This is a genomic window from Methanohalophilus sp. DAL1, from assembly GCF_001683555.1.
In the GTDB taxonomy this organism is placed as follows: Archaea; Halobacteriota; Methanosarcinia; order Methanosarcinales; family Methanosarcinaceae; genus Methanohalophilus; species Methanohalophilus euhalobius.
The window spans coordinates 32,098-58,136 of record NZ_MAFX01000058.1; the positions used below are offsets into that span (position 1 = coordinate 32,098).

Here is a 26,039-nt window from a genome sequence, read left to right on the forward strand (position 1 = left end):
TTTATATTCCTTCTCTTCATAAATTATCCTTGAACAGGTAATGGCAGGTTTAGGGGATTTTATGCAATTATCTGGCTACAGGTCTTGGTTCAGGACGCCTGTGGGCATTATAATAAATCATTTCTCAGCCGGTTTCCTGAAATTACATCTTCTTCAGTAACCTCTACTTCTTTAATCATACTTGTGTTTGCATCTGCTGTGATACTATAGTTTTCTACTTTAGCATTATATGGTGTGCCTGTTGTTGAATATGGGAGAGTTAACTCATACCATCCAGATTCATTTGTGGTAGCTGTATTCCAGTATTCAAAAATGCGTCCATTACTCAGGGTTACATTTGTTTTTGCATGGACTTCCCTGTCAGGTCTGGCAAACCCTTCAACTGTGGCGCCGGGCACATATTCAAAAATTTTGATGTTACTGATGTTTTCATAGTTATCGATTCTGGATCCAAGATGCATACTCTGAGAAGTACTGTTGGATTCATATATCAGCCGGAGATTGCTAATTTGTGCGGTGTCTGAAATATGTAATTTTGCCAGGTTCGTATCCATGAATTGCTCACTCATGTAAAATCTTTCGAATTCATTATTAGTAAAAGAATTACCTGTTGCAATATTCATTATATGTGTGAACTTTTCTGCAACCATTGAAGTGTCAGTGATTACATATCTTACATTTCTTTTCTTCAATATTGATACGCATTCCGATTCATTTGAACTTGCAAAAAATCTGGCTGAATCTTTCAGTCCTGTCTGGAAATTATTGGCAACAGGCGGTCTTTCTGCCATATAGAGAATCCAGTTCCCATAGTCCCACCAGCTTAAGACCCCGTATTCAGGTTTTTCTACAGGGTCCAGATAATATGATGTTTTTGGGCTGTTGGATTCCAGCCAGTCAAGGGATTCCTCCCAGTCAGATGGTGGAACCCCGGGGTTTGTCAGGATACTGATAGTAGGTCCAAAGAATAGCAAGCCTACAACTAAAATAAATATTATTGAAATGCATGTGCCATACCCAATTTGCCAGAAAGAAATATTAGATGATGTGTTTTTTGACCGTTTTTTCTTTTTCTTTTTGTCCTTGTCTGAGTCATCCTTAAAAAGATCAAAGACTGCAATTATAAAGTATCCTGTTAATATTGCGATGTTTATGGAGAGCAGATATGTAAACCTTGTCTGGGATAATGCAAGTATTGTTACAATAAAGGACCAGATTATGAAGAATACCATTTCCGGGGGATATTTATCTTTGATTGCATTTCTGAGGATAAGGCTAAAACCAATTACTGCAGTTATGCTGAATATGACGAAGGTATGCCAGAGAGGGGTTAATGTAAAACCATCGTCATAGATGAGCGGCTGTGCTTCGGTGATCATTCCGAGGACTTCTCCCCATCCTAAAAGATAGAGAAGGCCTGAAGTCAGGCTTTGATATAACTCCGGTGAGATGAATGAAAGAGCCGCTGTTCCGGTACCGGCCACCATTATGACAACCACAGGATAGTACCACCATTTCAGACCCTTTGAGCCGATAATCCAGGAGATTGCTCCAAGTACAATTATGGATGCCAATAGGACCGCCACATACAGTACGTGGAACCAGGAAAGGAACATTCCGCTGAATTCGTAACCCGGGCGGATCAGGGTGGAGATGAAAGGTGTGATAACAATAAGGGTCACCAGGTAGGTGGTGAGTGTATTGATCACAAGATATTCGGAGGATACCTTCTGCCGTAGATCTAGCATGAACTGGACCAGCGCATACAGTACAATCAGGCCGATAAATATGGGCGATCCCAGCCATGTGAATACAGAAAGAGCCAGGACGATGCCTGCGGCCCCTGCAAAAACCAGTGGTTTTGCAATTGACCTCTGTGAACCTATTTTTTTGATGCTGGAGAATGAAAGATTTGCATCCTTTCCGTACTTCAGGGAGAGCATGAAAAGGGCATATGCGGTTGTAGAGAGCAGGATTTCGGCCACGTGATGATCGGTAGCCCCAACTCTTGAGACTGCCAGGTGCGCCGGTATAAGGGAAATTACAGCCGCACTTAAGAGGGCTGTCCTTTTATCAAAGAGGCTGGAGGCAATAATATAGATGGGTATGATGGTCAATGCTCCCAGCAGGGCGGGAAAAATAGCACCTGCGACCTCGATAGTATGGATGTCCGGGTTCCCGAAACCAAGTACCATAGCAAACAACGCAGCTGCCTGATCATAAAGGGGAGGCCAGCCTATATCAAAACCATATGGGTAATTAAGATATGAATCAAAGGTTAAAGTAGAGGGAAAGTTCAGAGTAGTGTATATAATTCGTCTCATGTGGTAAAAAGGATCCATCCCGGTAAAGGTTACCTTTCCATCTGCAAAAACTGTCAACGAGGAAATTGCTCTGATTGCAAAGGATGCCAGTACCAGAAATAAAAGTGTTAGTTTGCTGTGTATAATTTGGTTGCGATCGATCATAGGCTCAGCCCAATAGCATTCTGGCTGATTATAGATCTGCACATATAAATATATTTCCAGGTCATCTAAATAATATATAACAATCTTTTAATATCTAAAATTTCATTCTCTATCTTCCCTGATGTAGGTATGTATATCTGAATAGTGGATGCAGATCTAAAAACAATAATATTATGATGGTGCAGGATTTCTCTCGCATAAATGTGGGTGGCTGTGAATGTACTGTTTAAAGAGAGATTATGAAACCAATAGTATATATTTATATAACAAAAAATATTCAATTGTGTGTAATGTGTTCCCAATCAAAAGGTAATAATTGAGTGAATCATCAATGGATTGAGGTCATAAATATTAAAGGAGAAAATTCATGAAATGGAAAAATCGGAATGTGTTGATTACAGGTGTAAGTGGTTTTGTGGGCTCTTACCTGGCCCGGTATCTTATTGATTAGGAGGCAAATGTATACGGGCTTATCAGAAGAAAAGCAGACGGTACAATTCCAAAAAATATAAGCTACAAAAATATCCAGAATGGAATTAATTTTGTTGAAGGAAACCTTGAGGATATCACGGGATTAGCTCATGCTCTGGATGTTTCACAACCGGATGTGATCTTCCATCTGGCAGCTCAATCCTTTGTACCCCGATCATTTTCACACCCCATTGAAACATCTCAGATTAATTCACTTGGTACACATAATTTATTAGAGGCAGTGCGAATTAAAGGAGTAAATCCTACTATTGTCTTTGCAGGATCCTCCGAGGAATACGGCCTTGTGTTTAATTCAGAAGAACATTACAGCCTTATGAAAGAAAAATATGGCAAAATATTCCCGGAACCTGAGATCCCTGAAGTCCCCATAAAAGAAACAAACCCCCTTCGTCCAATGTCTCCCTATGCTGTCAGCAAGGTATATGGTGATTATCTGATGAGGAATTATCATTATACATATGGTCTTAACACTGTCGTATCAAGAGCATTCAATCATGAAGGAGCAGGCAGGGGTATCATGTTTGTTACATCAGTTGTGACAAACCAGGTAGCGGAATTAAAATCCGGAAATCTGGACAAAATAACCATCGGAAATGTCAATGCATTTCGTGATTGGTCTCATGTGATGGATATAATTAATGGTTATTGTGTACTTGCTGATAAGGGCCAGTATGGGGATGTGTACAATCTGGGATCCATGCGCACAACATCTGTGCTGTCCTATATCCTCCTGAGTCTTGAAAATGCAGGTATGCCTGTTGACAGAATTGAAAGTATGAATAACAATAAAGTTATTGATAATCCAATTGATCGGGATTACTCTGAATTTTATGGTGTAGCCTTTGAGAAAACCAACGTTGATAAAATGCTTCTTGAGGGTTCACTGGAATTCTTACTTGAGGATAAAGGGATAATTGCTCACTGCGGTGAGAAGAGGGTCCCTATTGAATTTAATCCGGAAAGATTCAGACCTTCTGAAGTTCCAATTCTCTTTGCTGATACGACAAAGGTGCAGGAACTTGGATTTAAGGCTACATACAGTGTTGAAGATATCATAAGAGACCAACTTAACTATTTTCTGGATGAGAAGAAGAGAGCATGAATATAGCAATATTTCATGATTATTTCGGAGCTATTGGAGGCGGGGAAAAGGTTGTTTCCACTATCTCTGATTTATTTGATGCAGATGTAATTACTACAGACACCGACGCGGTGGATAAACTGGGTTTAAAGGGGAATGTAATCTCCCTGGGAAGTACCAGAAAAATCCCTCCATTAAAGCAGATATCTGCAACCAGGAAATTCTATTTCAGTGATTTTTCTGAAGAATATGATTTTTCGATTTTCACCGGTAACTGGAGCCATTATGCAGCTCATACGCACCATCCGAATATGTGGTATTGCTATACTCCTGTCAGGGCCTTTTACGATCTATATGACAATTTTTTGCAAAGACAGAATTTTGTAAAAAGACAATTATTCAGAGCCTGGGTGTATGGCCACCGGCATCTGGATCAACATTCTGTGAAAGATATTGACAATATAGTTACTATATCAGGGAATGTCCAGAGGCGAATTAAGAAATATCATAAAAGAGATTCCGAGATAATTTATCCTCCAATTGATGTTTCTATGTTCAGGTGTGAGGAATATGGCGATTTCTGGCTTTCTGTGAATAGATTGTATCCTGAAAAAAGAATTGATTTACAAATAGAGGCTTTTAGGAAAATGCCTGATGAAAAACTTGTAATTGTAGGCGGGTATGCAAAAGGGGATCATGCGGAAAGCTATGCCAGGACCCTGTATAATGACCTTCCCGAAAATATTAAAATAATTGGGGAAATTAAGGATGATGAACTTAGAGATCTCTATTCCAGATGCAGAGGTTTCATTTGCACTGCCATTGATGAAGATTTTGGACTAACCCCTGTAGAAGCAATGGCAAGTGGAAAGCCGGTTGTTGCAGTAAATGAGGGAGGCTTTATGGAGACGGTAACGGAGGATACAGGTCTACTGGTTGATGCAAATTATAGAAGTATCAAAGAGGCTGTACAACTCATATCGAAGGAACCTGATATGTACCGGGATGCATGCATTGAGCGTTCAAAAATGTTCGATGTATCAATCTTTGAAAAACAGATTAAAAATGTGATTAATAATGGTCTTCAAGCACCTGAATAATCTTTACGCTTACAGGGAACTTATCTGGCAGCTGGCATGGAGCGAATTCAAGCTCAGATACAAGAATTCAATTTTGGGATATTTCTGGTCCCTTCTGGAACCCATGCTGATGCTTACAGTTCTATACGTAGTATTTTCCAATCTAATGAGGGTGCAGGTGGAGTATTTCCAGCTTTTCCTGCTTCTTGGTATAATTCTCTGGAACTTTTTGAGCAGGGCGACAAGTATTGGGATGAATTCCATCGTCGGGAAAGCGGATATGATTAAGAAGATCTACTTTCCCAGAGACATCTTTGTAATTTCTTCCTGTATAACAGCCCTTCTAATGAGCATATTTGAATCCCTTATATTCATTTCATTTATGGCTATCTTCAGGGTTCCGATATCTACCAATTTAATTTATGTACCATTTATCCTGATTTTCCTCTTTTTTATATCTCTGGGTCTGACCCTGGCACTTGCTGCACTGAATGTTTTCTACAGGGACGTACAGTTCATCTGGCAGGTCATTTTGCAGGCAGGATTTTTTGCGACACCTATCCTTTATACTATAGATATATTCCCGGCATACCTGCAGAAAATAGTATTGTTGAACCCGGTTGCAATAATGATAATATCAGCCCGTCATACCATCATATATTCATCGCCTGCTACAGTCGGGAATCTGACATTCATGCTGATTTCATCAGTAATTTTCCTCATTATGGGTTATGTTATCTTTAATAGACTGGAACCAAGATTTGCAGAGGAGATTTAATGCCGGCAATTGAAGTTGAACATTTATACAAATCATTTCGCATTCCCCATGAAAAAAGAAACACTTTATTCGAAGCATTGACCGGTGTTTTCAAGCCTGCACCCTATGAGACATTTCAGGCGCTGAAGGATATCAATTTCACAGTTGAGGACGGAGAAGCAATCGGTATTATTGGTGAAAATGGAAGTGGTAAAAGCACTCTGTTAAAACTAATAGCCCAAATCCTGGATTCTACCAGAGGGAAGGTGAATGTCAATAGAAAGGTCACACCTTTCCTGGAGTTGGGGGTGGGTTTCCAGCCTGAACTTACAGCGGCAGAGAACGTGAAGATCTATGCCACAATTATGGGGATGCCAAAAAAAGAGATCGAGAGCAAACTGGATGATGTTCTGGATTTTGCAGGACTTGAAAGATTCAGGGATACGAAATTGAAGAATTTTTCCTCGGGTATGCAGGTAAGACTGGCTTTCTCAACCGCTATACAGAACGACCCGGAGATCCTCCTGCTCGATGAGGTCCTGGCTGTAGGGGATATGGAATTCCAGCAGAAATGCCTGGAGGTGCTTAAACAGTACAGGGAAAAAGGAGTTACAATTGTATTTGTCTCCCATGACCTGGGTTCTGTGCGCAGGTTCTGTGACCGGACATTGCTTCTCAACCACGGAGAACAGGTGGCTCTTGATGATACTGAGAAAGTGATAGACCAGTATGTATATGGGGAAGACGCTTCTAACATGTCTAGCAGTGATACAGAAGCAGATACATCCCCTGCAGAAGAGAATTCCGAAGAAAGTACACACCAGAGTAATAAGAAGGTGGAGATTACCGATGTTAAGTTTTACGACAAATTCGGGAATGCATCTAACAGGTTTAATTCGTCTGATCCGATGGTGATCAGAATATTTTATAATGCCCATAAGAAGGTACTGGATCCGGTATTTGGTATTTCACTTTATTCAGAGAATGGGGAACATTTGTTCGGTACAAACACAGAGTTAAGAAAAGTATCAATCGATCATGTAGATGGCGAGGGGTATATCGATCTTGAGGTTGAGAAGATCCCGATGCTTACGGGTCAGTTCCTCCTGACAGTTGCAATACATACCCATGATCAAAAAACGTATGATTGGCATGACAGGCAATATGCATTTGATGTGATCCCGACAAGTATGGATGCAGGACTTATTGAGATTCCCTGTCAATGGAAGATATGATGGAAGTGAGATAATGGACACATTTGAAATTCACGATGATGAGATTGATGTTGAAGAGATCATGAAAAAGATCAAAGACAATATCCGCATGAGAAAGGAAGCTGGTGTTTATCCACAAGACGGGATAGAAATGGATCCTGCCGGGAATAGCCCTGAATGTAGCACAAATGTTCAGCGAGACCTTGAATACATCAATGCAAACTGGGATATCCAGAACAACAGTTATTTCATCAGTTCACATCGGCCTGTTGTAGGGAAGCCTCTGGTTAAAGGGCGAGAGCTTGTTCATGGTGAGGTGAGAAGATATGTGGATCCCATTATCTGGAAGCAGACCGAATTCAACGGAAGCACTGCCCGTTATCTCAACAATGTCAATGAGAAAATCAATTCTTTTGAAAACGTTATAGATGGTAAGATCGAGCAATTGAGACCCGAGATTGATGGTAAGATCGAGCAGTTGAGACCTGAGATTGATGATAAGATCGAGCAGTTGAGACCTGAGATTGATGGTAAGATCGAGCAGTTGAGACCTGAGATTGATGGTAAGATCGAGCAGTTGAGACCTGAAATAGATGATAAGATCGAACAGTTGAGACCTGAGATCAATGATATGATTGAAAGTCAGGTTAGTTCTGTAATTTCTTCGATGAACTCAGATATTGAGAATAAAGCGTGGCTTGCCAATATCCTTGAAGGAAAAATAAAGGGAGAATTTGAAAATCTGAATGCCGAATCTCCTGATATTAAAGATGCAGATGTCAACTATTTTGTCTTCGAGGACCGGTTCCGGGGTTCAAGAGAGGACATTAAACAGCGACAGGCAGCATTTTTGCATTACTTTGAACAATGCTCAAATGTCCTTGATATCGGCTGTGGAAGAGGTGAATTTCTGGAGTTATTGAGGGATAATGGTATCACTGCACATGGCGTTGACATCAATGAGGATATGGCCGGATACTGCCACTCAAAAGGACTTGATGTGAAAATACAGGATGCCATAGAGTATCTGGAAACCCTTGAAGACAAAAGTCTGGACGGTATATTTATTGATCAGGTAGTTGAACATCTGGAACCCGATTATCTGATAAAGTTACTGGGACTCTGCCAGCAAAAGTTAAGATACGGCTGCCACCTTGTTGCAGAAACAGTAAATCCTTTATCCCTGTCCTCCTTTGCCAATTTCTACGCTGACCTGACCCATAAGAAGCCGGTCCATCCTGAAACCCTTAAGTTCCTTTTCGAATCAGCGGGATTCAGAGACATTGATTCACAATTTTTCTCACCTGTATCCGATGAAGCAAGGCTGAAAAAGATGCCTGTTGATGAGGACATGAATCTAAAGGATAAGAAGTGTTTTGATGTTTATAACCACAATGTTGATATGTTGAACAATATCCTTTATGGACCACAGGATTATTCGGTAATTGGGAGAAAATAATTTAATTAGTTTTATAGATAGATACAGAATTATCTAATTAATTATTTGTCAGAAACAAATATCTGTGTAATAATAAAATAATTTTAGTAATGCATGTAGCGTCTTTGATTTAAGTAGGTGAACAATATGGAATATATATACCAATCTAAAAATGATGCTTTCACATTTGAAGAAGGAGTTGAAATATTAGAACGAAAGTTCAAAAATAAAATTATTATTGGAGCAATAAATAATAATGATCCCAACTGCATCTCAGATATTTTGAATGACTTAAAGGTACTGGGGATTCCAATTTCTAAATATGAGATAAATCCAGCAGAATATTTACAGTACCTAAATAAAGCGGAATACAAAATTAGATATCCAGAATATTACATAGATAATTTTTACGAAAAAACATTGAAACATTTTTTATGTTATTCGCTAATTGATCTTCAAGCACATGATAATTTTATCGATATCGCAAGTGAGCATTCACCTGTTGCTGAAATATTCAATAAATTGTTTGATTGCAATAGTTATTCTCAAGATATAATGTATAAATCTGGCATTCATGCAAATAGAATAGGTAGTGACGCTTCGAATATTCCTGTCCCTGATAATTTTTTTAATGGAGCAATTGCAACATGTAGCATTGAGCATTTTGAAAATGACTCTGATATTCAATTTATGAAGGAAATGGAAAGAGTATTGTCTCCTGGAAGTCAGATTGTGATCGTTCCATTATACCTATATTCCAAAGAGAGTTGTCAAACAGACCCTACATATTCCGTTCCAGAAAATGTAAAATTTGATGAAGATGTTGAGATATATTGTGCTGAAAACTGGGGAAACAGACACGGTAGATTTTATTCTCCAAAATCGTTGTTTCAAAGATTAATCGAACCAAATAAAAATATGAATTTTAAAGTATATTTATTAGATAATCCTGAACAAATTGATAAATCAATTTATTGCAGATTTATTTTAGTGGGAGTGAAGTTGTGAAAATCGCAATTGTTGCACCAAGTCCAGTGCCATTTAATATTGGAGGAGCAGAAAAACTTTGGTGGGGGTTACAGAATTACATAAATGAACATACAACTCATCAGTGTGAATTGTTTAAAATCCCTACCCGTGAACACAATTTTTGGGATTTGATAGATTCATATTATTTATTTTATAAATTGGATTTATCTTACTTTGACGTGGTCATATCTACCAAATACCCAGCTTGGATGGTAAAACATAAAAATCACACTGTATATCTGCAGCATCACTTAAGGGGGTTATTTGATACATATCATTTTTGCAATGAATCAATGGTTGTTCCTCAGAATTTACGTGTTGGCTTAGTGAAAAACATTCTTGAAATTATAGATGCGGATGATTTATCTGAAGATAACACCAATAATATTTTCAAAATATTAAATCAACTAAAAATTGAGCAACAGAACTATGATAATGAGACCTTTAAATTCCCTGGTCCATTTATTCGAAAAATTATTCATTATTTTGATGCATATGCTCTTGCGTCAGATCGGATTTATAAGTATTTTGCAATTTCAGAGAATGTAAAATTAAGGAAAGATTATTTTCCTCAAAGTGCTGAAGTTAGTGTGGTATATCATCCTTCAAAAATTGAAAAATTTGAGTGCAATGATTATGATTATCTCTTTACTGCAAGCCGTCTTGATTCTTCAAAACGTATTAATCTCCTTGTAGAAGCAATGAAATACGTGCAGTATGATATCAAATTCAAAATTGCAGGAACCGGACCAGAAGAGAAAAGATTAAAAGAGCTAGCAAAGGGAGACGCAAGAATTGAATTTATCGGATATACGAGTGAAGAGGATCTGGTAAACTTGTATTCAAATGCTCTTATGATATTATACATTCCTTTTGATGAAGACTATGGGTTAATTACAATTGAAGGAATGATGAGTCATAAACCAATCCTAACAGCAATAGATAGTGGTGGCTCCTTAGAATTTGTAAATAATTATGACACAGGTTTTGCAGTCGAACCAAATCCTCTAAAGATTGCAGAAAAAATCAATTATATTATCGAAAATAGAGAAGAAGCTATAAAAATGGGAAACCTTGCATATAGAAAAGTAGAAGATATTAATTGGAATAATGTTGCTTCCCAGTTGTTAAATGATAAACAGCTGATACCTAAGGTTAAAAAGAAAGTTTTGGTATTATCTACGTATTCATGTTATCCTCCAAGAGGTGGAGGTCAACACAGGCTCTATAATATCTATTCTTTGTTGGCAAAGGATTTTGATGTAACAATCTGCTCAATAATTGAAGCGAATAAACCTTATCAGGACTTGATTTTGAAAAACGGATTAAAACAAATTTGTGTTCCACAAAGCAGAGAACATGCTGAAGCTCAGTGGGAAGTAGAACACAAGTTGAAACGAAATTTATATGATGTCTGCATGATCGATTTTGTAAAGAAATCTGAAAAATATGTTCATAAAGTTAAAAACTTAAGCAAAGACGCAGATATTATTATTTTTTCACATCCATATCTATATAACTTAGAAAAATATATCAAAAACAATAAATTGATGATTTATGATGCTATTGATATTGAATATCAACAAAAGATAAATTATATCGATGATCAAAACTATGTTAAGAAAATAAAAAATATTGAAAAAAAGGCCTGTTCAAAATCGAATCTCATCTTTGCTACATCACAAGAAGAGAAAAAGAATTTGATAGAAGTATACAGTGTTAATCCAAAAAAGGTATTTGTTACTCCAAATGGTGTTGATACTTCAGAGATTCATACTATTAAGGATGAGGAAAAAGAAGAACAAAAACAACTTGTTGATATGTCTGACAGGGTTACAATTTTGTTTGTAGGGAGTTGGCATCCACCTAACCTAGAAGCCCTAAAATTTATTGTTGACAAGTTATCAAAAAAATTTGAAAAATACAAATTTTTAGTTATAGGAAGCGTTAAAGATTATTATCTTGCTGAGTATGGAAATTTACCAAATAATATTTTAGCATTTGGGGTTGTCGATGAAGAAGAAAAATATGAGATATATAAATTAGCGGATATTGCAATTAATCCAATGTTTTCGGGGTCTGGAACCAATCTCAAGATGCTTGATTATATGAGTGCGGGTATTCCTGTTATTAGCACCCCAATTGGAGCAAGAGGATTAAATATCGAAAATGAAAAACATGCGATAATTTGTTCTGCTGATGAAATCCCGGAAAAAATGGTTGAATTGATCAATGATAAAGATCTTCACACCAAATTACGAATAAATGCAAGAGTTTTGGCTGAAGACAATTATTCATGGGAAACTATTGCAAAATCGATTAAAGAAAAATTAAATGAGATGTAATTCATGAAACTCGCATTTATTGTACAAAGGTATGGAGAAGATATTGTTGGTGGTGCAGAATATCTTACAAGGTTAGTTGCAGAACATGTGAATAAGTACCATGAAGTTGAAGTCCTCACAACCTGTGCAAAAGATTACCATACATGGGAAAATGTATACAAAGTCGGGACTGAGGGCATAAATGGAATTCTGGTGAGACGATTTAAAAATTCCAGATATCGTGATTCTAATAAACAATCCCGGATTCAAGAAAAGGTCTTTTATTCCACACACAATAGGGATGATGAACTATTATGGATTGATGAACAGGGACCATATTGCCCAGACCTGTTGGAGTATATATCAAAAAATAAAGATAACTACGATGTTTTTATATTCTTTACATTTAGATATTATCAAAGCTATTATGGCATAAAAGAGGTTGGAGACAAGTCGTTAGTTGCATCTTTTGCTGAAAATGATCCTGCATTGGATCTAACAACAACGAATGAAATATTTAAAAATGTAAAGGGTATCATTTATAGCACACCTGAAGAACAAGATTTGATTTGTTCTAAAGTAAACTTCAACGAAAAAGAAAAGCATTGGGATATTGTTGGATGTGGTATTGAAGTACCTGACAATATTCAAAATTTCGAATCAATGGAAGACACTGATTATATTTTCTATCTGGGTAGGATTGAAGGGTCTAAAGGATGCTATCAATTATTTGAATATTATAAAAGAGCTGTTGAAGAGCTAAAGGATATTCCTCGTTTGGTTTTGGCAGGATATGATGCTATAGGTGTACCAAAAAATCCTAATATTGAATACATTGGTTTTGTTTCTGAGGAAGAAAAATTTTCATTGCTTAAAAATGCAAAGCTGTTAATTATGCCTTCTCCTTACGAGAGTTTGTCATTAGTAACTTTGGAAGCAATGAGATGCGGTACCCCTGTACTTGTAAATGGGGAATGTGAGGTCTTAAAAGGACAATGTATCAGGAGCAACGCCGGTTTATGGTATCAAAATTATGACGAATTTAGAGAATGCATGAAGCTTTTGCTGAAAAACGATGATTTAAGGATTAAGATGGGTGAGAATGGCAAAACGTTTGTTGAAGAAAATTACAGCTGGGAAACTGTGGAAAAGAAGTATTTGAATCTGCTGGAAAAATTAGAGAGAAAATAAGTTAACTACATTTTTTGGCTTCATCTCCTTGTACATTTTTACAGGTATACTTATTCATTCACTTTGTGTGCATCTACAGTCACATTCTGTATTTCTATACTGAGATTTCTTGAGTCACCATTATTCAACTCTGGAATATCGCATGGGCGATCAGACCCTTCAACTACGTGCAATAGAATAATATTTTCTCCTTTGTTGATATTTATCGGTGTGGATACGTTTACAAAACCAGTAGAAGGTATTATCTGCTGGCCATAAAAGTCATTATTCACATAGATTTTCAAGGTACGTGGTTTGTAGAAACTATGTGCTCTGAATTTTAAATTAGCCTCATTGTTTTCATTTGAATTTACTATAATACTGGCGTTATTTGACATCCAACGAGTGGGAATTGAGCCCTCTCGATATTCTAGGCCGTGCCAACCATTATCTAAAGACATTACATAGTTATTCACTGAGAAACTTTGACCTGATGCACTACTGGTATTGTAAATTATCAATGGATCAGTAGCCACAGAATTATCCATTATATAATCATCACCTAAATATGAAAGTAAAAAATTAAGGTCTTCTTGATCCAGATATTTTTTATGTAAAATTACATGTGATACTCCATGATTTAATTTGAGATAAGCAAGAGGTGCAAATGATAGACTATCCTTTGCAATATCGATATTTCTCTTTCCCTGGAATACAGTTTTCAATACAGAATCATTATTCATAAATTCTGCATACACAGGATTTACACGATTAAAATAACCTCCCATCATGGGTTTTTGATGTACCTTTTGGTATTCGTAATAATTTATGTATACAGAAGCTGAATCCAAAGGAGATCGAATTATGGGTATTTCAATTATTGGATTGGTGTTATCGTCTTGCTGGAAGGAATAATAAAAATCAGGTGTATCTTTGACATCCTGTGTAGGTAATACTGCCATGAATTCAAACAGTATGACCAAAGAGATTATACAGCAAATTATGAGTTTATTCGATTTGCTTCTAGGTATCTTTTCAAATATGTATTTCAATCCATAACCTGCAAATATTGAAAAAAAGAACATTACCATTATATCGTATCTTGATGGTACCCTTATCATATTAAAAAATGGAAGATATTTAGTGAGAATGCCCGGTAACATGACTGTAAGATTATGATCTGTAAAGTAATATGTTCCAAATACATGTAACACCGGGCCCAGGGACAAAACAAAAAATATGATTAGACAGAATAAAATAGATTTGTCTAATTTTTTCTTTATATATGAATAGATACCAAATGCTGACAATAATATAACCGAATAGCCAATAAATACTATGTTTTCAGAATAATTTCCTGTAAATTGACTGTAAACTTCATTTGAAAAATCTTCAAAAAGCGGGTGTAATGGAGATGGTGTAACAAAGCCTAAGAGATCAGCAGAATAATGTATGAAATTGTTCAGACCTAAGAACATATTCTCGTTTACAAGCATATTTTTCATTATCAAATAGAGGCCAGGAGACATAAAACACAGGGACAAAATGGCAAAGATAACAATCTTTGGGAAGAATTTTTTAGAAAAAGTGAACTTCCAATTACTCAGCATATATATTGCACAAAATAGAGCCAGCATGACAGCAACTGTCCATGAAGTCAAAGCATTTATGGAGAAAAACAAACTCGATAATATTATGTTTGACTTCGTGGGGTTTTTATAAGTTTTAAAAAAGAATAAAACAAAAAATGGTATCCACATTATACTGAAGGTATGTACATGACTTAAACTGGCTCCAAAATGGAAGGGAAAAAATGCGAATATGATACCTGTTACAAAAGCAATATACGAATCTTCAAACAAATATTTTGATAATAGAAACATGCCATAGCCGGCAAGGACAAATGTTGATAATACGTACAGATTATAACTTATAACGGATCCAAAAATATGTGTTATTGGCGTAAAAAGGAAGGCTGGGAATATTGAATCCACCAAATCCATACCTATGGGATAAAAAACCATACTATTATTTAAAGGATTTATAAAATTAGTTATTGCATAATCAAACCACCAGAAGTAATGTGACCAGTATACAACTTCAGCATGTCCTAAATATGTTTGGTTTAAATTAATAGATACAGGAAGATATACCATCAAATACGTAAGGATGGTGTACAGCCCTAAAGCAAGCAGATTTATTTTTTTTGATTTTATATATTCAGTCACTTTGTATTTCAGCATTTTTCTGTTACATGAGAATATATTATATTTCATTTCCGAAATCATTCTTCAACCTCACATAGTGCCATTAACCAGAGAGTTGATATCTTAGAACTTACAATTTTCAAAGAATTATTTTCTATGAATTTTTTAAAACTTTTATAACTCCAGTGGTTTATGTGACCTGGTGTATTTCCAAGATCATTAAGATACTTTAATCTCAAAACATTTGCCATTCTAAAGAAAGGTTCATTTGGTACACTTAGAAAAATATACTTCGTAGTTGCTTCTTTTAATTCATCTATAGCATGTTCCGGTTTTTCCAAGTGTTCTAATACTTCACTTGCTAAAATAAGGTCGTGTTTTTTGTTATAATTGCTGACTTCGTATATTGATTTCACTGTAAAATTAATTGAAGGATGTATCTCTCTTGCGTGTTCAACAACTCTTTCGGAAACATCTGCACCTTCGATAGGGATACCCATATCTCTTATGTGTTTAGTTAGATATCCTTCTCCACATCCAATTTCAAAAGTACTTTCAATTTCATTTTTTATTGGATATATCAGTGAATCAAAATCATTAAGATACATTTTCATTAGAAATTTAACGAGCGGGTTTTTGCTTTCGTATTTATTGTATAAATTTCCACCATCAATATCCTCTTTCATTTTTTAAACACCTTTATTTTCCAATTTAATACCCTCAATAGATAATATACTTAGTAAATAACCAAAAATTGCTGGTATTACGGTAATAATAATAAAAATTAGTAAAGAAAAGAAAAATCCATGGATTTCTGATTCTCCCATTGATACAAAACAAATTGTACCAATTGATTCTCTTAAACCAATTCCAGATATAGTAATGGGGACGTTTCCAATCAATATAATCAGAGGAATTGTAATTACCAATATAGTATTTAATCCTAGAGATAATAAAAGAAAATTTCCTATTATATAGACAATTCCATAATAAAAAAAAGATATTAAAAACAAATTTAATATCAACTTTTTATGTATCAGCAATTTTTTCAGAGATTCAATGTACATAATTACTTTACTTTGGTCCATTTTAAATATATCCGTTATAAGCAACACAAGTCTTTTGTTTATAGATAAGTAGAGTACTATTACTAATGAAAACAACATTAATAATATTAAATATTTTATACTGTTATCATCACCAAAATAAAGTAATACTGTACAAAAACTCAGTAGAGATAATATGAATATATCAACTGCTTTCTCTAAGACCAATGTAGGAATTATGAGTGATTTATTTTCACTAAAATGATATACTCTACCAAGTTCTCCAACCTTACCAGGTGTAATTAATCCATAAAATGTTCCTATAATCACTATTTTAAATAATTTAAAAAATGACTTTCTAATACCTACTTCCTTGAGCATGAGTTGCCATCTATATGTTCGAATTAAATAAAGTGCAGGTGTGATAGATATACAAATTAAAAAATAATAAGGGTTTAAAGTAGACAATATATCTTCTATTTTAAATACATCTATTTTCTTTAATAATACTATTAAGAAAAATACTGTTAACCCTAATTTTACAATGAAAGATTTGTTCATTCTTTTAACCTATACAGAATTTCTTCAGACAATATTTTTTGAGTTTTAATCATATCTGCAAGTAAGCCAAAAATAAAAGCCAGCAATCCAACAATAACCAAAACCGTAGTTAGAACTGCAGATGGAAGATATGGTGTAACCATACCTGTCTGCCAGTAATGAACCAATACCCTTGATCCAAAAATTACTCCGATAAAAATAGTTGCAATTCCAATACCTGAAAAAACCTTCAAAGGGTTGTAATCTCGATAACTTCTTGAAATTGTCACTCCGGCAGAGGCCGCATAACCTAATAAATTGGCTATAAGACGTGATTTACCTTCCCTTCTCCTGAATTCGATAGGAATCTGGACAAGAGTCAAATCTTTTTGTGCAGCATAAATAAGTGTTTCCTGCACATATGTATATTCACCTGTTAAATTCATTTTTCTGGCAGCTTCACGGGAAAAAGCCCTGAATCCGGTTTGTGCATCCTTGACCGGCCATCCGGTAGCCCTTCTTGTGACCCATGTTGCAATCTTATTTCCAAAATATTTGCCCTTGGGCATGTGGTCAAGTTTTTCGATTTGGCGGTCTCCAATTACAATATCTGCTTGTTCCTGTAGAATCGGTTCTATCAATTTAGGAATTTCTGTCTGGTTATATTGGAAATCAGCATCTGTGTTGACAATGATATCTGCACCGATTGAGAGTGCTTCATTAAGACCATCTCTGAAAGACTTCGCCAAACCCAAATTTGTCTTGTGAGACATTATACGATGTGCACCAGCATTCAAAGCTTCTTCTACGGTTCTGTCTTCGGATCCGTCATTGATTACAAGAATTTCAATTTGGTCAATCCCATTTATTTTTGCAGGGATTTCCCTCACAACTTTTCCAATTGTATTTTCCTCATTATAAGCTGGAATCATTACTACAAGTTTGATCATTTAAGCACCTAGTATGTTAAATTAAAATAATCAAATGAAGTTCCATCTATATTATCTAAGTTTTTTGAGATGTCTATAACTAACAATACTACTTAATACTTTTTATTTATTAAAGTAATAAGGATATATTATTAGAGTGGTAGTCTTAAGATTTTAAATATTGAATCCAATTAAACTTCTTCATCAACTCACATACTTGAAAGGAATTTTTTCAACTACTTCCCCCCAATCATATTTCATTGAACTACAGTAGATATCGTATGACCTTTCTTTATTGGCAAAATCGCCATCCAACACCATTTTTGCAAACTTGGCTATTTCTTCTGGTTGATGGGGTTCTACAACAAATCCATTAACACCTTCATCAATCAAATCCTGTGCTGCATTTCTCTTTTCACTAACAGTAATCACAGGAACCCCACATGCGAATGCTTCTATTACAATAATTCCAAACCCTTCACGGCTTGAAGGCAGGACAAATACTCTGGAAGATTTGATCCGGGCAATGAGGGCATCATATTCCAGGAATCCGGCAAACTCAACATTACCGGCGATTTCAAGTTCCCGGGAAAGTTTTAACAGCCTGTCCTTTTCAGGCCCATCTCCGATGATGCAGCATTTAAGTTGCGGGAGGTTGGCTTTTAATCTGGCCACTGCATTTAATAGAACATCGATATTTTTCTCTTTTATGAGCCTGCCTGCAAAAATTATGTCGCAAGTTTTGTTTGCAGGTTTTATACCTGTTATTTTCTGGAGATTGATTCCGTTCGGAACAACCTGTATCTTTTCCGGGTCCGTTCCAATAGAGATGAGTTGTTTTTTTGTCCACTCTGAAACAGCAATATTTTCTGATGATATTTTCGCAACAATCCTCTCTATAATTTTCCCAAAAAATCCCCTCCTCCCCATATACTCATACCAGTAGTCATCCCAGACCTCATGCCATGTGAAAAAGGCCGGGGTTTTTCTGAGAACAGATACTGTCCTTACGGTGAAGCAGGAAAAATACGGGAAGACACTTACATCAATAACATCAAATTTCTCTTTTAATAAAGGCTTGAAGAGTTTCACTGAAAAAATCAGGGCCTCAGAGATCGACCGCTTTCCATTGATATACAGTTCCCTGGCCGCACATACGCCATGGAGGGTCATACCCTCGTATTCAATAATATTCTTATTCTCGCCTTCCCACCATTTGACCCCAAAAAGATGGACTTCGTCTCCACGTTCAGCAAGGCGTTTTCCGATCTCATAAATGCGCTTTTCAGCACCCCCTTTGACCCAGGGGTATATCGCATCATAGACAAAAGCGATCTTCAAGAAATCACCTATCAATATCGGTACCAAGAAGCATTACACTCAGGAAAATGGAACCAAAGATCATCTGCAGTCCCAGTGCGGCAAGTACCATTGCCACAATAGCGATTTCGACCTCTGACAGGGACCCATAGCCAGTGCTTGCCCAGGTATACACAATCCAAAGGCCCAATATAAAGCTCAGTATCAGCAAACCGGAGCCTATGAACAGCTCCTTTTCCAGAGAGTGGTAACTTAACATCTTCCTGAATACGTCATTCTTTTTATGGTATATGCCATGAATAAGACCATAGGCCTTCATATAGGAGCCAGTGGCGAGTATCTGTCCGCCCACAATAAGCAACATACCTCCCAGAATAAAAGAATGCAGTCGTGTTTCCACTACATTACCCTGCAGGAGAGAAAGAGCAGTAAGTAAAAAGCCTACCAGAAATACAAGAAAGCCCGGCACAAACATAAATTTCAGAGGTTGATACAGCATCATGAATCTTACATGCCGCCAGCCGTCCTGCAGCGACCGGAGTTTGGACGGGGCATAACGTACATGATAGCTGATAGGTACCTCTTTGATCCTCAGGTCATTATAGGACGCCTCTATGACCATCTCCGAGGCAAACTCCATGCCATGGGTCTTGAGTTTCATCTTATCAAGGGCTTCCCTTGTAAATGCCCGCATTCCGCAATGTGCATCCGATATATCTGTTTTAAACAATAAATTCAACATCCGGGTCAGCAAAGGATTCCCAATATACTGGTGGAGCCACGGCATGGCCCCCTTTTGAATATTACCTCTCAACCTGCTTCCAATAACAAAATCCGCCTCTCCATTGATCAAATACTTCATAAATCCGGTTAATTCTTCCAGATCGTAGGTATTATCGGAATCCGCAATCGCAATATAATCACCTGTTGTGCTTGAGAGGCCCGCCATATAGGCATTTCCATAGCCTTCCTTGCCTGAAATGACCCGGGCACCCATGGATGCAGCAATCTCAGGAGTCATATCAGAAGAGTTGTCAACCACGATAATCTCCCCCTCAAGGTTGCATTTTTCAAAAACCTTCTTCGCTTTTGTGATGCAGATCCCAATGGTCTTTTCCTCATTCATGGAAGGCATCACAACGGACAATTTGGGCATGTGGATTGTTAATGAATATGTTGGTTTAAATATTTTTTTATGAACGCAAAAAGATGAATTCAGTTACCCAGAGATAATACACGTAAACTTAGTAACAATATATCTAAAGACATCTGGTAATTTCAGAATTATTGTTAGTTTCAATATTTCCTGGAATTTCGAGGATTTCTACAGAGCCATATTTGATATGCTTAACTAATTGTATCTTTCCTATCTGTTTTGCCTGTTGGATATATCCATTTCAAGTCAACTACCCCTCCCTTACGGCAAGGGGCTTGAATGTCAATTAAGCATTCGTCCGGGTGGCTGACAAGCACCCCTGAGATTCCAGGATATACCTGTAATCCCGTGTTCTGTGTTCAATATTCATTGCATCTATCAGATCGGCATTGTTCTCATACCAACATCTATACCCATGAAAGTAGAAGCATCTGTTATTTGTTTATCAGGAACTTCTTTCTCCACACATAAATGGAAATAATAATCTCCGTCTTTATGTTTTACAACTTTGGATGCCTGATATTTCCATGAACCATCAAAATACTGTTTAGCGTAATCATAATTCAAAATGGAATAAGATTTTCTTCCATTAATAGTGGTTATTTTGACCGTATCTTCACTAACAGTAAAATCTCTTTTGTAAGAAAAAGTCATTGATGACGGCGAAAACTCTACTTTTTGCCCTTTTCTGTTTATGTAATGTTTTGTAACATCCTGCAACTTGTCGTGGGATATTACAACTCATCTGGGATTTTAATTTTAATATTTCACGAAGATAGAAGTAAACTTCTGTAATTTCATTGCTGGAATCGGTTTACCTTTGTCAAAAACAAATTTGGAAGCATAATTCATTCCATCCGAATATTTCTGCATAGTTTCCACCAAATCATTATCAGGATTTGCCATTTTCAGGATAACTGTTTTAGTAAGAAACATACACTACTATATTCACTTACTTATTATAAAAAATTACTTTTCTGAATATCAGGCGCATTCCTCTCCTACCTTACGGAAAGGAACTCCTGCTCGATGAGTTGAAGTTACTTTTGACAATTCGTATTTTTGACTAACTTCGAAATTATTCAGTTTTTGAATATATCATTGAATTACTGCAATTATTCTACCAGGCAATTCCACTCCGATCATCTCTTATAGTAAAAATAATATCAATGATCAAATCATTTTGCAGCAAAAACATTAGCATTATCCGCAGGGTCGGTCCATGTCAGAAAAAGCAATACAAAAGATACTGGTAACAGGTGGTGCAGGTTTTATCGGCAGCCATCTGGTAGATCGCCTGTTGTCTGAAGGTTATGAAGTCACAGTTTTTGATAACCTGAGTTCAGGGAACAAGAAATATATCGAACCCCATCTAGACAAACCAAATTTCACATTTCTGGAAGCCGACCTGCTAGATGAACCCGCTATCAACAAAGCCTGCTGTGGCATTGATATGGTCTATCATGCTGCTGCAAACCCCGATGTCCGGCTGGGTGTGGAAAATACAAAGGTACATTTCGACCAGAACATCAGGGCTACCTACAACTTGCTGGAGGCCATGCGCAAAAACGAAGTGCCAAATCTTGCCTTCACATCAACCTCCACAGTCTATGGTGAAGCAACAGTAATACCAACCCCGGAAGATTACGGCCCACTTGTCCCGATTTCCCTCTACGGTGCCTCCAAACTGGCCTGTGAGGCTCTGATTACTTCATATTCCCATACTTTTGACATGAACTGCTGGATATTCCGTTTTGCCAATATCATAGGAAGCCGAAGTAATCACGGCATAATCTTTGATTTTATCAACAAACTTCGCGCCAATCCAAAATCCCTTGAAATTCTGGGAGACGGTAAACAATCCAAATCCTACCTCCACGTTCCAGAATGTGTCAAGGCCATTCTCTTTGCAGTTGAGCATTCCAGAAACACAGTGAATATCTTCAACATCGGTTCAGAGGACACCCTCAGTGCTACAGAGATAGGTGAAGTTGTGGCTGAAGAGATGGGTCTGCAGGACGTTGAATTCACTTATACAGGTGGTTCACGTGGCTGGAAAGGTGATGTGCCGAAAATGAGACTGGATGTGGCGAAGTTGAGGGAGATTGGTTGGAATGCCCGATGTACTTCTCAAGAGAGTGTGAGGAATGCTGTGCGGGAGTTGCTGTGAATTAACATAATATATAAATACACAATGCAAAATACCATAAATCAATCAAAGTAAGTAGAATCTCCAGTGATTATAATATGAAATCGATAATCCTTGCCGGTGGAACTGGCACACGTCTCTGGCCCCTGAGCCGCTCGCAGTATCCCAAACAGTTCTTGAAGTTTGGAAAACATTCCCTGTTCCAGGACACTGTATTGCGCTGTCTTGAGATATCGGATATTTCTGAAATTTTCGTGGTCACCAATTCAACTCAGCAGTTTTACATCAAGGGTCATATCCAGGAATTGGGATACGATCTGCCGGAGGAAAATCTTCTGATCGAGCCTGAAGGCAAAAATACCCTGCCAGCCATCTGTTTTGGGATGAAGGTGATCGAGAAAAAATATGGCAAATCCACTGTAGGGGTCTTTTCATCGGACCATGTAATGGCTTCCTCTGCAATGCAGATTATTGCAGAGGCAGAAATACTCGCAGAAAACCATCTGGTAACCTTCGGTGTAACTCCCACATCGCCTAACACCGGTTATGGTTATATCAAACCTGCAGAACAGATCAATATGGGCTTCAGGGTCTCTGAGTTCAGGGAAAAGCCGGATGTTGAGACTGCAGAACATTACATTGCAGAAGGTTGTCTCTGGAATAGCGGGATGTTCCTTCTTAATACTGAAACTTTTTTCACAGAGATCAAGAAACATGCTCCAGAGTTTTATAACGCTTTTAATTCCTCGGCAAACATGCAGGAAACATACAACAATCTTCCTTCGAAGTCGGTGGATTACGGCATAATGGAAAAATCCGACAACGTGGTCGTGGTCCAGCTTGATGCAAAGTGGAGTGATCTGGGTAATTTCTCTGCCATCTATGAAGAAATGCTAAAGGACCAGGAGGGTAACGTGATTAATGACTGTGACCAGATGAACCTGAATTCCAGTAATAACCTTATCCACTCAAAACCTGGCAAAATGGTAAGCCTCATAGACACAAATGACATGGCAGTGGTGGACACTCCTGATGCCCTTCTCATCTGTCCCAGAAACAGCAGCCATAAGGTCAAGCAGGTAGTTAACCAGCTGAAATCCAGAAACGATCCCAGAGCCAGCATCGGCCAGACTGTCTACCGGCCATGGGGGTCTTATACTGTGCTTGAATGGTCTGATGCTCATGTAATCAAAAAGATACGGGTTTTGCCTGAGCAAAAACTCAGTCTCCAGTTACATTATCACAGGAGTGAGCACTGGGTGGTTGTGACAGGTATGGCAGAGGTCCATGTAAACGGCGAAGAATTCTTTGTCAGGCCAGGCGAGAGTACCTTTATCCGTGCAGGAGAGAAGCACAGGCTGGGCAATCCTAGTACTATCCCACTTGAAATCATTGAGGTACAGCTGGGAGAATATGTGGCAGAGGATGATATTGTCAGGTTTGACGATGAATATGGAAGGAATTGATTCAATCTTTCTTTAGGCTCTACATCAGGCCAAATCCTAAAACATTTGCAACAAAAATATCAGATACACTAAAATATATCGTCTGCCATTGCATCTTCATACTTAATATTCAGTTATTTCTTCTGCTAAAGTATTGATAGATGTTTTTACTTCTGTACCTGCATTAAGTACTGATTATAGCTTTCTTTTTTGGATTACCAGGTCAATCAGTTCCAAAATATCATATATTGATATGAAATCACTTGTCTGTTTTCTATCCCAAAAATGGTGGGGGATTGTTTGGCCTTTATACTTTCTATGAATTTTGAGATTAGCCCCAAAGAAGGGTTAGAGGAAATCATGTTGGAGATTGTAGATGTTGAAAGGACGAATACAAACTATAATAGGTATTCCAAAAGAATGGTGATACACCTAGCGTATTTTCATCAGCCAGTTTACTTACTCAGTAAGGGGATTTGAGTTTAAATATGATATCAATAAAATAATCAAGGTAACCAGTTTTTTCTTTTGTGTTTTTCGCTGGAATTACGGATAGATTAAAACTCTCTTTTTTGTTTATGATAGAAAAGGATACGTATGAATAGAAAGATTTCGATCTCTGTAGAAACTCTTTCTTCTAACTTTCACTAATGTATTATTTATATAAGAAAAGTCCCAATGTAATTTTGGCTAAAATAAACACAAAGGGAGTGAATATATTTTGTTCCAGATTTAAGATCTGGAACTCCCATTATATCTATAATTGAATGGCATGTCAAAAGATTAATTAAAATTTATCGATTCAGTTATGTCTGTAGCTGGAGGATCACATCTTTCGATTTAACTTCAAGAATGACACAACCTGAATGCATGGCATATGTCATGCCCTGAAAAAAAACGGATCTCATACCAGTGGTACATTTTATTCTCAAGTATGCATCAAAAATTACTGGAATATTTCTGGGTGATTTATGCATCCGGCAGTATTCGACTCCTCAAAACCGGACAATCACAATTTACCTCACTCACATCCGTTTTTCGTACAGGCCTTAACTGTTGCAGTGCGATCATCCCTTTTCTTCCCGGTCCCCCCGATCTCCAGCACCTGCTCTGCCTTGCTTCCATAACGGTAAGCAGCAATTCCCTTGCACTTCAACCGGTAGGCCAGCATATAGATCTCCCGGAAATCCTCTACCGTAGCCTCATGGGGCAGGTTCACGGTCTTGGCAACAGCATTATCCTTGTCGCAGGCACTGATATTTCCCTAGGTGAGACTGTTCTTGAAGCAGGGCAAATGTTGTCTCCTGCAAAGATCGGTATCCTTGCGGCGCTGGGTATCAATAATACAATTGTCAAAAACCTGAAAGTGGGCATTATATCTACCGGGAATGAATTGACCGAGCCTGGAAATCCTCTCAGTCCGGGCATGGTATATGATGCCAATTCCTATACTCTGTCAGCTGCCATCAGACGTTTGTCAGCAACTCCTGTAGCCTATGGCATAGTTGGGGATGAGCCTGAAAAAGCCCGTTCTCTCCTTTTAAAGGCAGTTTCTGAATGTGATATCGTATTGACAACCGGCAGCACATCGGCAGGTTCGGATGATTTCATGCACCGGTTAATGGAAGAAGAAGGCCAAATCCGGATGCATGGCTTAAGATTCAAACCCGGCAAACCGGTGATAATTGCATCAGTCAGGAATATTCCCGTAATTGGATTGCCAGGTAATCCTACAGCATCCCTGATGGTATTCAATGAGATTGTGTCCTTGCTTGTAAGAAAAGGGTTGGGGATCGCTGCCCCTGCAAGGCAAAGGATGAAAGCAACCCTTATGGATGATGTGTATTCAGATAACAGGCTGGAATATCATTGTGTGGAAGTAATTGACGGCTGTGCACATTCGGTGGATAAAACCTCTGCTTCAATAACAACACTGGCAAAGGCCGATGGTTTCATTGTAATAGAACCGGAAACCACTTTTGTTAAAGCCGGGAATGAGGTTGAAGTCACTTTCTTTGAGAATTGATCCTGGCTTCATTAACCTTTTTTAGAAACTTATTTATGTGTCTGTGTATCAATGCACCGTTATGTTTGCCCAAACATATCGTTTGGAGCATAAGGTGGTTGAATGAAAAGAAATAATCAGGTAATACTTTTGGTAGCAACAATAGCAGTTTTAGCCGTGATAGGTGCAT

20 protein-coding genes and 1 pseudogene are annotated in these 26,039 nt (G+C 37.4%); 11 read left to right on the forward strand and 10 right to left on the reverse strand.

The annotated features are described in order from the left end of the window. Positions 1–107: 107 nt before the first annotated feature. Positions 108–2,468 carry an oligosaccharyl transferase, archaeosortase A system-associated gene (locus A9957_RS10440; protein ID WP_096712003.1) on the reverse strand — a complete coding sequence of 787 codons (2,361 nt, stop codon included), beginning with the start codon at positions 2,466–2,468 and terminating at the stop codon, positions 108–110. Between the two features lie 469 nt (positions 2,469–2,937). Between A9957_RS10440 and A9957_RS10445 the strand changes: the two are divergent. The 8 genes and pseudogenes from A9957_RS10445 to A9957_RS10480 form a co-directional block, all read left to right on the forward strand. Beyond that, positions 2,938–4,062, forward strand: a pseudogene (locus tag A9957_RS10445) (GDP-mannose 4,6-dehydratase); the annotation flags it as partial. Then, positions 4,059–5,141, forward strand: a complete 1,083-nt coding sequence (locus tag A9957_RS10450; RefSeq protein WP_292344159.1) for a glycosyltransferase — start codon at positions 4,059–4,061, stop codon at positions 5,139–5,141. The pseudogene A9957_RS10445 and the gene A9957_RS10450, both read left to right, overlap by 4 nt. Then, positions 5,119–5,898 carry an ABC transporter permease gene (locus A9957_RS10455; RefSeq protein WP_181079208.1) on the forward strand — a complete coding sequence of 260 codons (780 nt, stop codon included), beginning with the start codon at positions 5,119–5,121 and terminating at the stop codon, positions 5,896–5,898. Before A9957_RS10450 ends, A9957_RS10455 begins: the two co-directional genes overlap by 23 nt. After that, on the forward strand, positions 5,898–7,112 hold the full coding sequence (locus A9957_RS10460) for an ABC transporter ATP-binding protein (RefSeq protein ID WP_096712006.1): 1,215 nt from the start codon (positions 5,898–5,900) through the stop codon (positions 7,110–7,112). Before A9957_RS10455 ends, A9957_RS10460 begins: the two co-directional genes overlap by 1 nt. Before the next feature lie 13 nt (positions 7,113–7,125). After that, entirely contained in the window at positions 7,126–8,550 is a 1,425-nt protein-coding gene (locus A9957_RS10465; RefSeq protein ID WP_292344160.1) for a bifunctional 2-polyprenyl-6-hydroxyphenol methylase/3-demethylubiquinol 3-O-methyltransferase UbiG, read from the forward strand. Positions 8,551–8,676: 126 nt separating this feature from the next. After that, positions 8,677–9,537 carry a class I SAM-dependent methyltransferase gene (locus A9957_RS10470; protein WP_292344161.1) on the forward strand — a complete coding sequence of 287 codons (861 nt, stop codon included), beginning with the start codon at positions 8,677–8,679 and terminating at the stop codon, positions 9,535–9,537. Beyond that, complete coding sequence (locus tag A9957_RS10475) at positions 9,534–11,903, forward strand: glycosyltransferase family 4 protein (RefSeq protein WP_292344162.1); 2,370 nt, start codon at positions 9,534–9,536, stop codon at positions 11,901–11,903. The genes A9957_RS10470 and A9957_RS10475 overlap by 4 nt, the downstream gene beginning before the upstream one ends. A 3-nt stretch (positions 11,904–11,906) precedes the next feature. Then, entirely contained in the window at positions 11,907–13,073 is a 1,167-nt protein-coding gene (locus A9957_RS10480; RefSeq protein ID WP_292344163.1) for a glycosyltransferase family 4 protein, read from the forward strand. Positions 13,074–13,123: 50 nt separating this feature from the next. Here A9957_RS10480 and A9957_RS10485 read toward each other — a convergent pair whose 3' ends face one another. From A9957_RS10485 to A9957_RS10520, 8 genes are all read right to left on the reverse strand, one after another. Next, the gene (locus tag A9957_RS10485) at positions 13,124–15,340 is read right to left on the reverse strand and encodes a hypothetical protein (RefSeq protein ID WP_292344165.1); all 2,217 of its coding nucleotides are present in this window, start codon (positions 15,338–15,340) and stop codon (positions 13,124–13,126) included. Next, positions 15,337–15,945 (reverse strand): bifunctional 2-polyprenyl-6-hydroxyphenol methylase/3-demethylubiquinol 3-O-methyltransferase UbiG, encoded by a 609-nt coding sequence (locus tag A9957_RS10490; RefSeq protein ID WP_105460294.1) that lies wholly within the window; start codon positions 15,943–15,945, stop codon positions 15,337–15,339. Before A9957_RS10490 ends, A9957_RS10485 begins: the two co-directional genes overlap by 4 nt. A gap of 3 nt (positions 15,946–15,948) precedes the next feature. Next, on the reverse strand, positions 15,949–16,866 hold the full coding sequence (locus A9957_RS10495; RefSeq protein WP_105460293.1) for a lysylphosphatidylglycerol synthase transmembrane domain-containing protein: 918 nt from the start codon (positions 16,864–16,866) through the stop codon (positions 15,949–15,951). Then, positions 16,863–17,795, reverse strand: a complete 933-nt coding sequence (locus tag A9957_RS10500; RefSeq protein ID WP_292344166.1) for a glycosyltransferase family 2 protein — start codon at positions 17,793–17,795, stop codon at positions 16,863–16,865. The genes A9957_RS10495 and A9957_RS10500 overlap by 4 nt, the downstream gene beginning before the upstream one ends. Positions 17,796–17,978: 183 nt before the next feature. Next, positions 17,979–19,115, reverse strand: a complete 1,137-nt coding sequence (locus tag A9957_RS10505) for a glycosyltransferase family 4 protein (RefSeq protein WP_105460292.1) — start codon at positions 19,113–19,115, stop codon at positions 17,979–17,981. A gap of 4 nt (positions 19,116–19,119) precedes the next feature. Next, positions 19,120–20,250, reverse strand: a complete 1,131-nt coding sequence (locus tag A9957_RS10510) for a glycosyltransferase family 2 protein (RefSeq protein WP_105460291.1) — start codon at positions 20,248–20,250, stop codon at positions 19,120–19,122. A 378-nt stretch (positions 20,251–20,628) separates the two neighbouring features. Next, a complete protein-coding gene (locus A9957_RS10515) occupies positions 20,629–20,970 on the reverse strand; it encodes a transposase (protein ID WP_128754127.1) in 342 nt (113 codons plus the stop codon). Between the two features lie 39 nt (positions 20,971–21,009). After that, positions 21,010–21,186, reverse strand: a complete 177-nt coding sequence (locus A9957_RS10520) for a hypothetical protein (protein WP_164909004.1) — start codon at positions 21,184–21,186, stop codon at positions 21,010–21,012. Between the two features lie 286 nt (positions 21,187–21,472). Here A9957_RS10520 and A9957_RS10525 point away from each other — a divergent pair, with 286 nt between their 5' ends. Then, positions 21,473–22,420, forward strand: a complete 948-nt coding sequence (locus A9957_RS10525) for an NAD-dependent epimerase/dehydratase family protein (RefSeq protein ID WP_096712014.1) — start codon at positions 21,473–21,475, stop codon at positions 22,418–22,420. Positions 22,421–22,497: 77 nt separating this feature from the next. Further along, on the forward strand, positions 22,498–23,865 hold the full coding sequence (locus tag A9957_RS10530) for a mannose-1-phosphate guanylyltransferase/mannose-6-phosphate isomerase (protein ID WP_096712015.1): 1,368 nt from the start codon (positions 22,498–22,500) through the stop codon (positions 23,863–23,865). Between the two features lie 1,000 nt (positions 23,866–24,865). Here A9957_RS10530 and A9957_RS10535 read toward each other — a convergent pair. Then, on the reverse strand, positions 24,866–25,063 hold the full coding sequence (locus A9957_RS10535; protein WP_292344167.1) for a hypothetical protein: 198 nt from the start codon (positions 25,061–25,063) through the stop codon (positions 24,866–24,868). Here A9957_RS10535 and A9957_RS10540 point away from each other — a divergent pair. After that, positions 25,049–25,870 carry a molybdenum cofactor synthesis domain-containing protein gene (locus tag A9957_RS10540; RefSeq protein ID WP_292344168.1) on the forward strand — a complete coding sequence of 274 codons (822 nt, stop codon included), beginning with the start codon at positions 25,049–25,051 and terminating at the stop codon, positions 25,868–25,870. The two genes, A9957_RS10535 and A9957_RS10540, sit on opposite strands and share 15 nt — an antisense overlap. Positions 25,871–26,039: the final 169 nt, after the last annotated feature.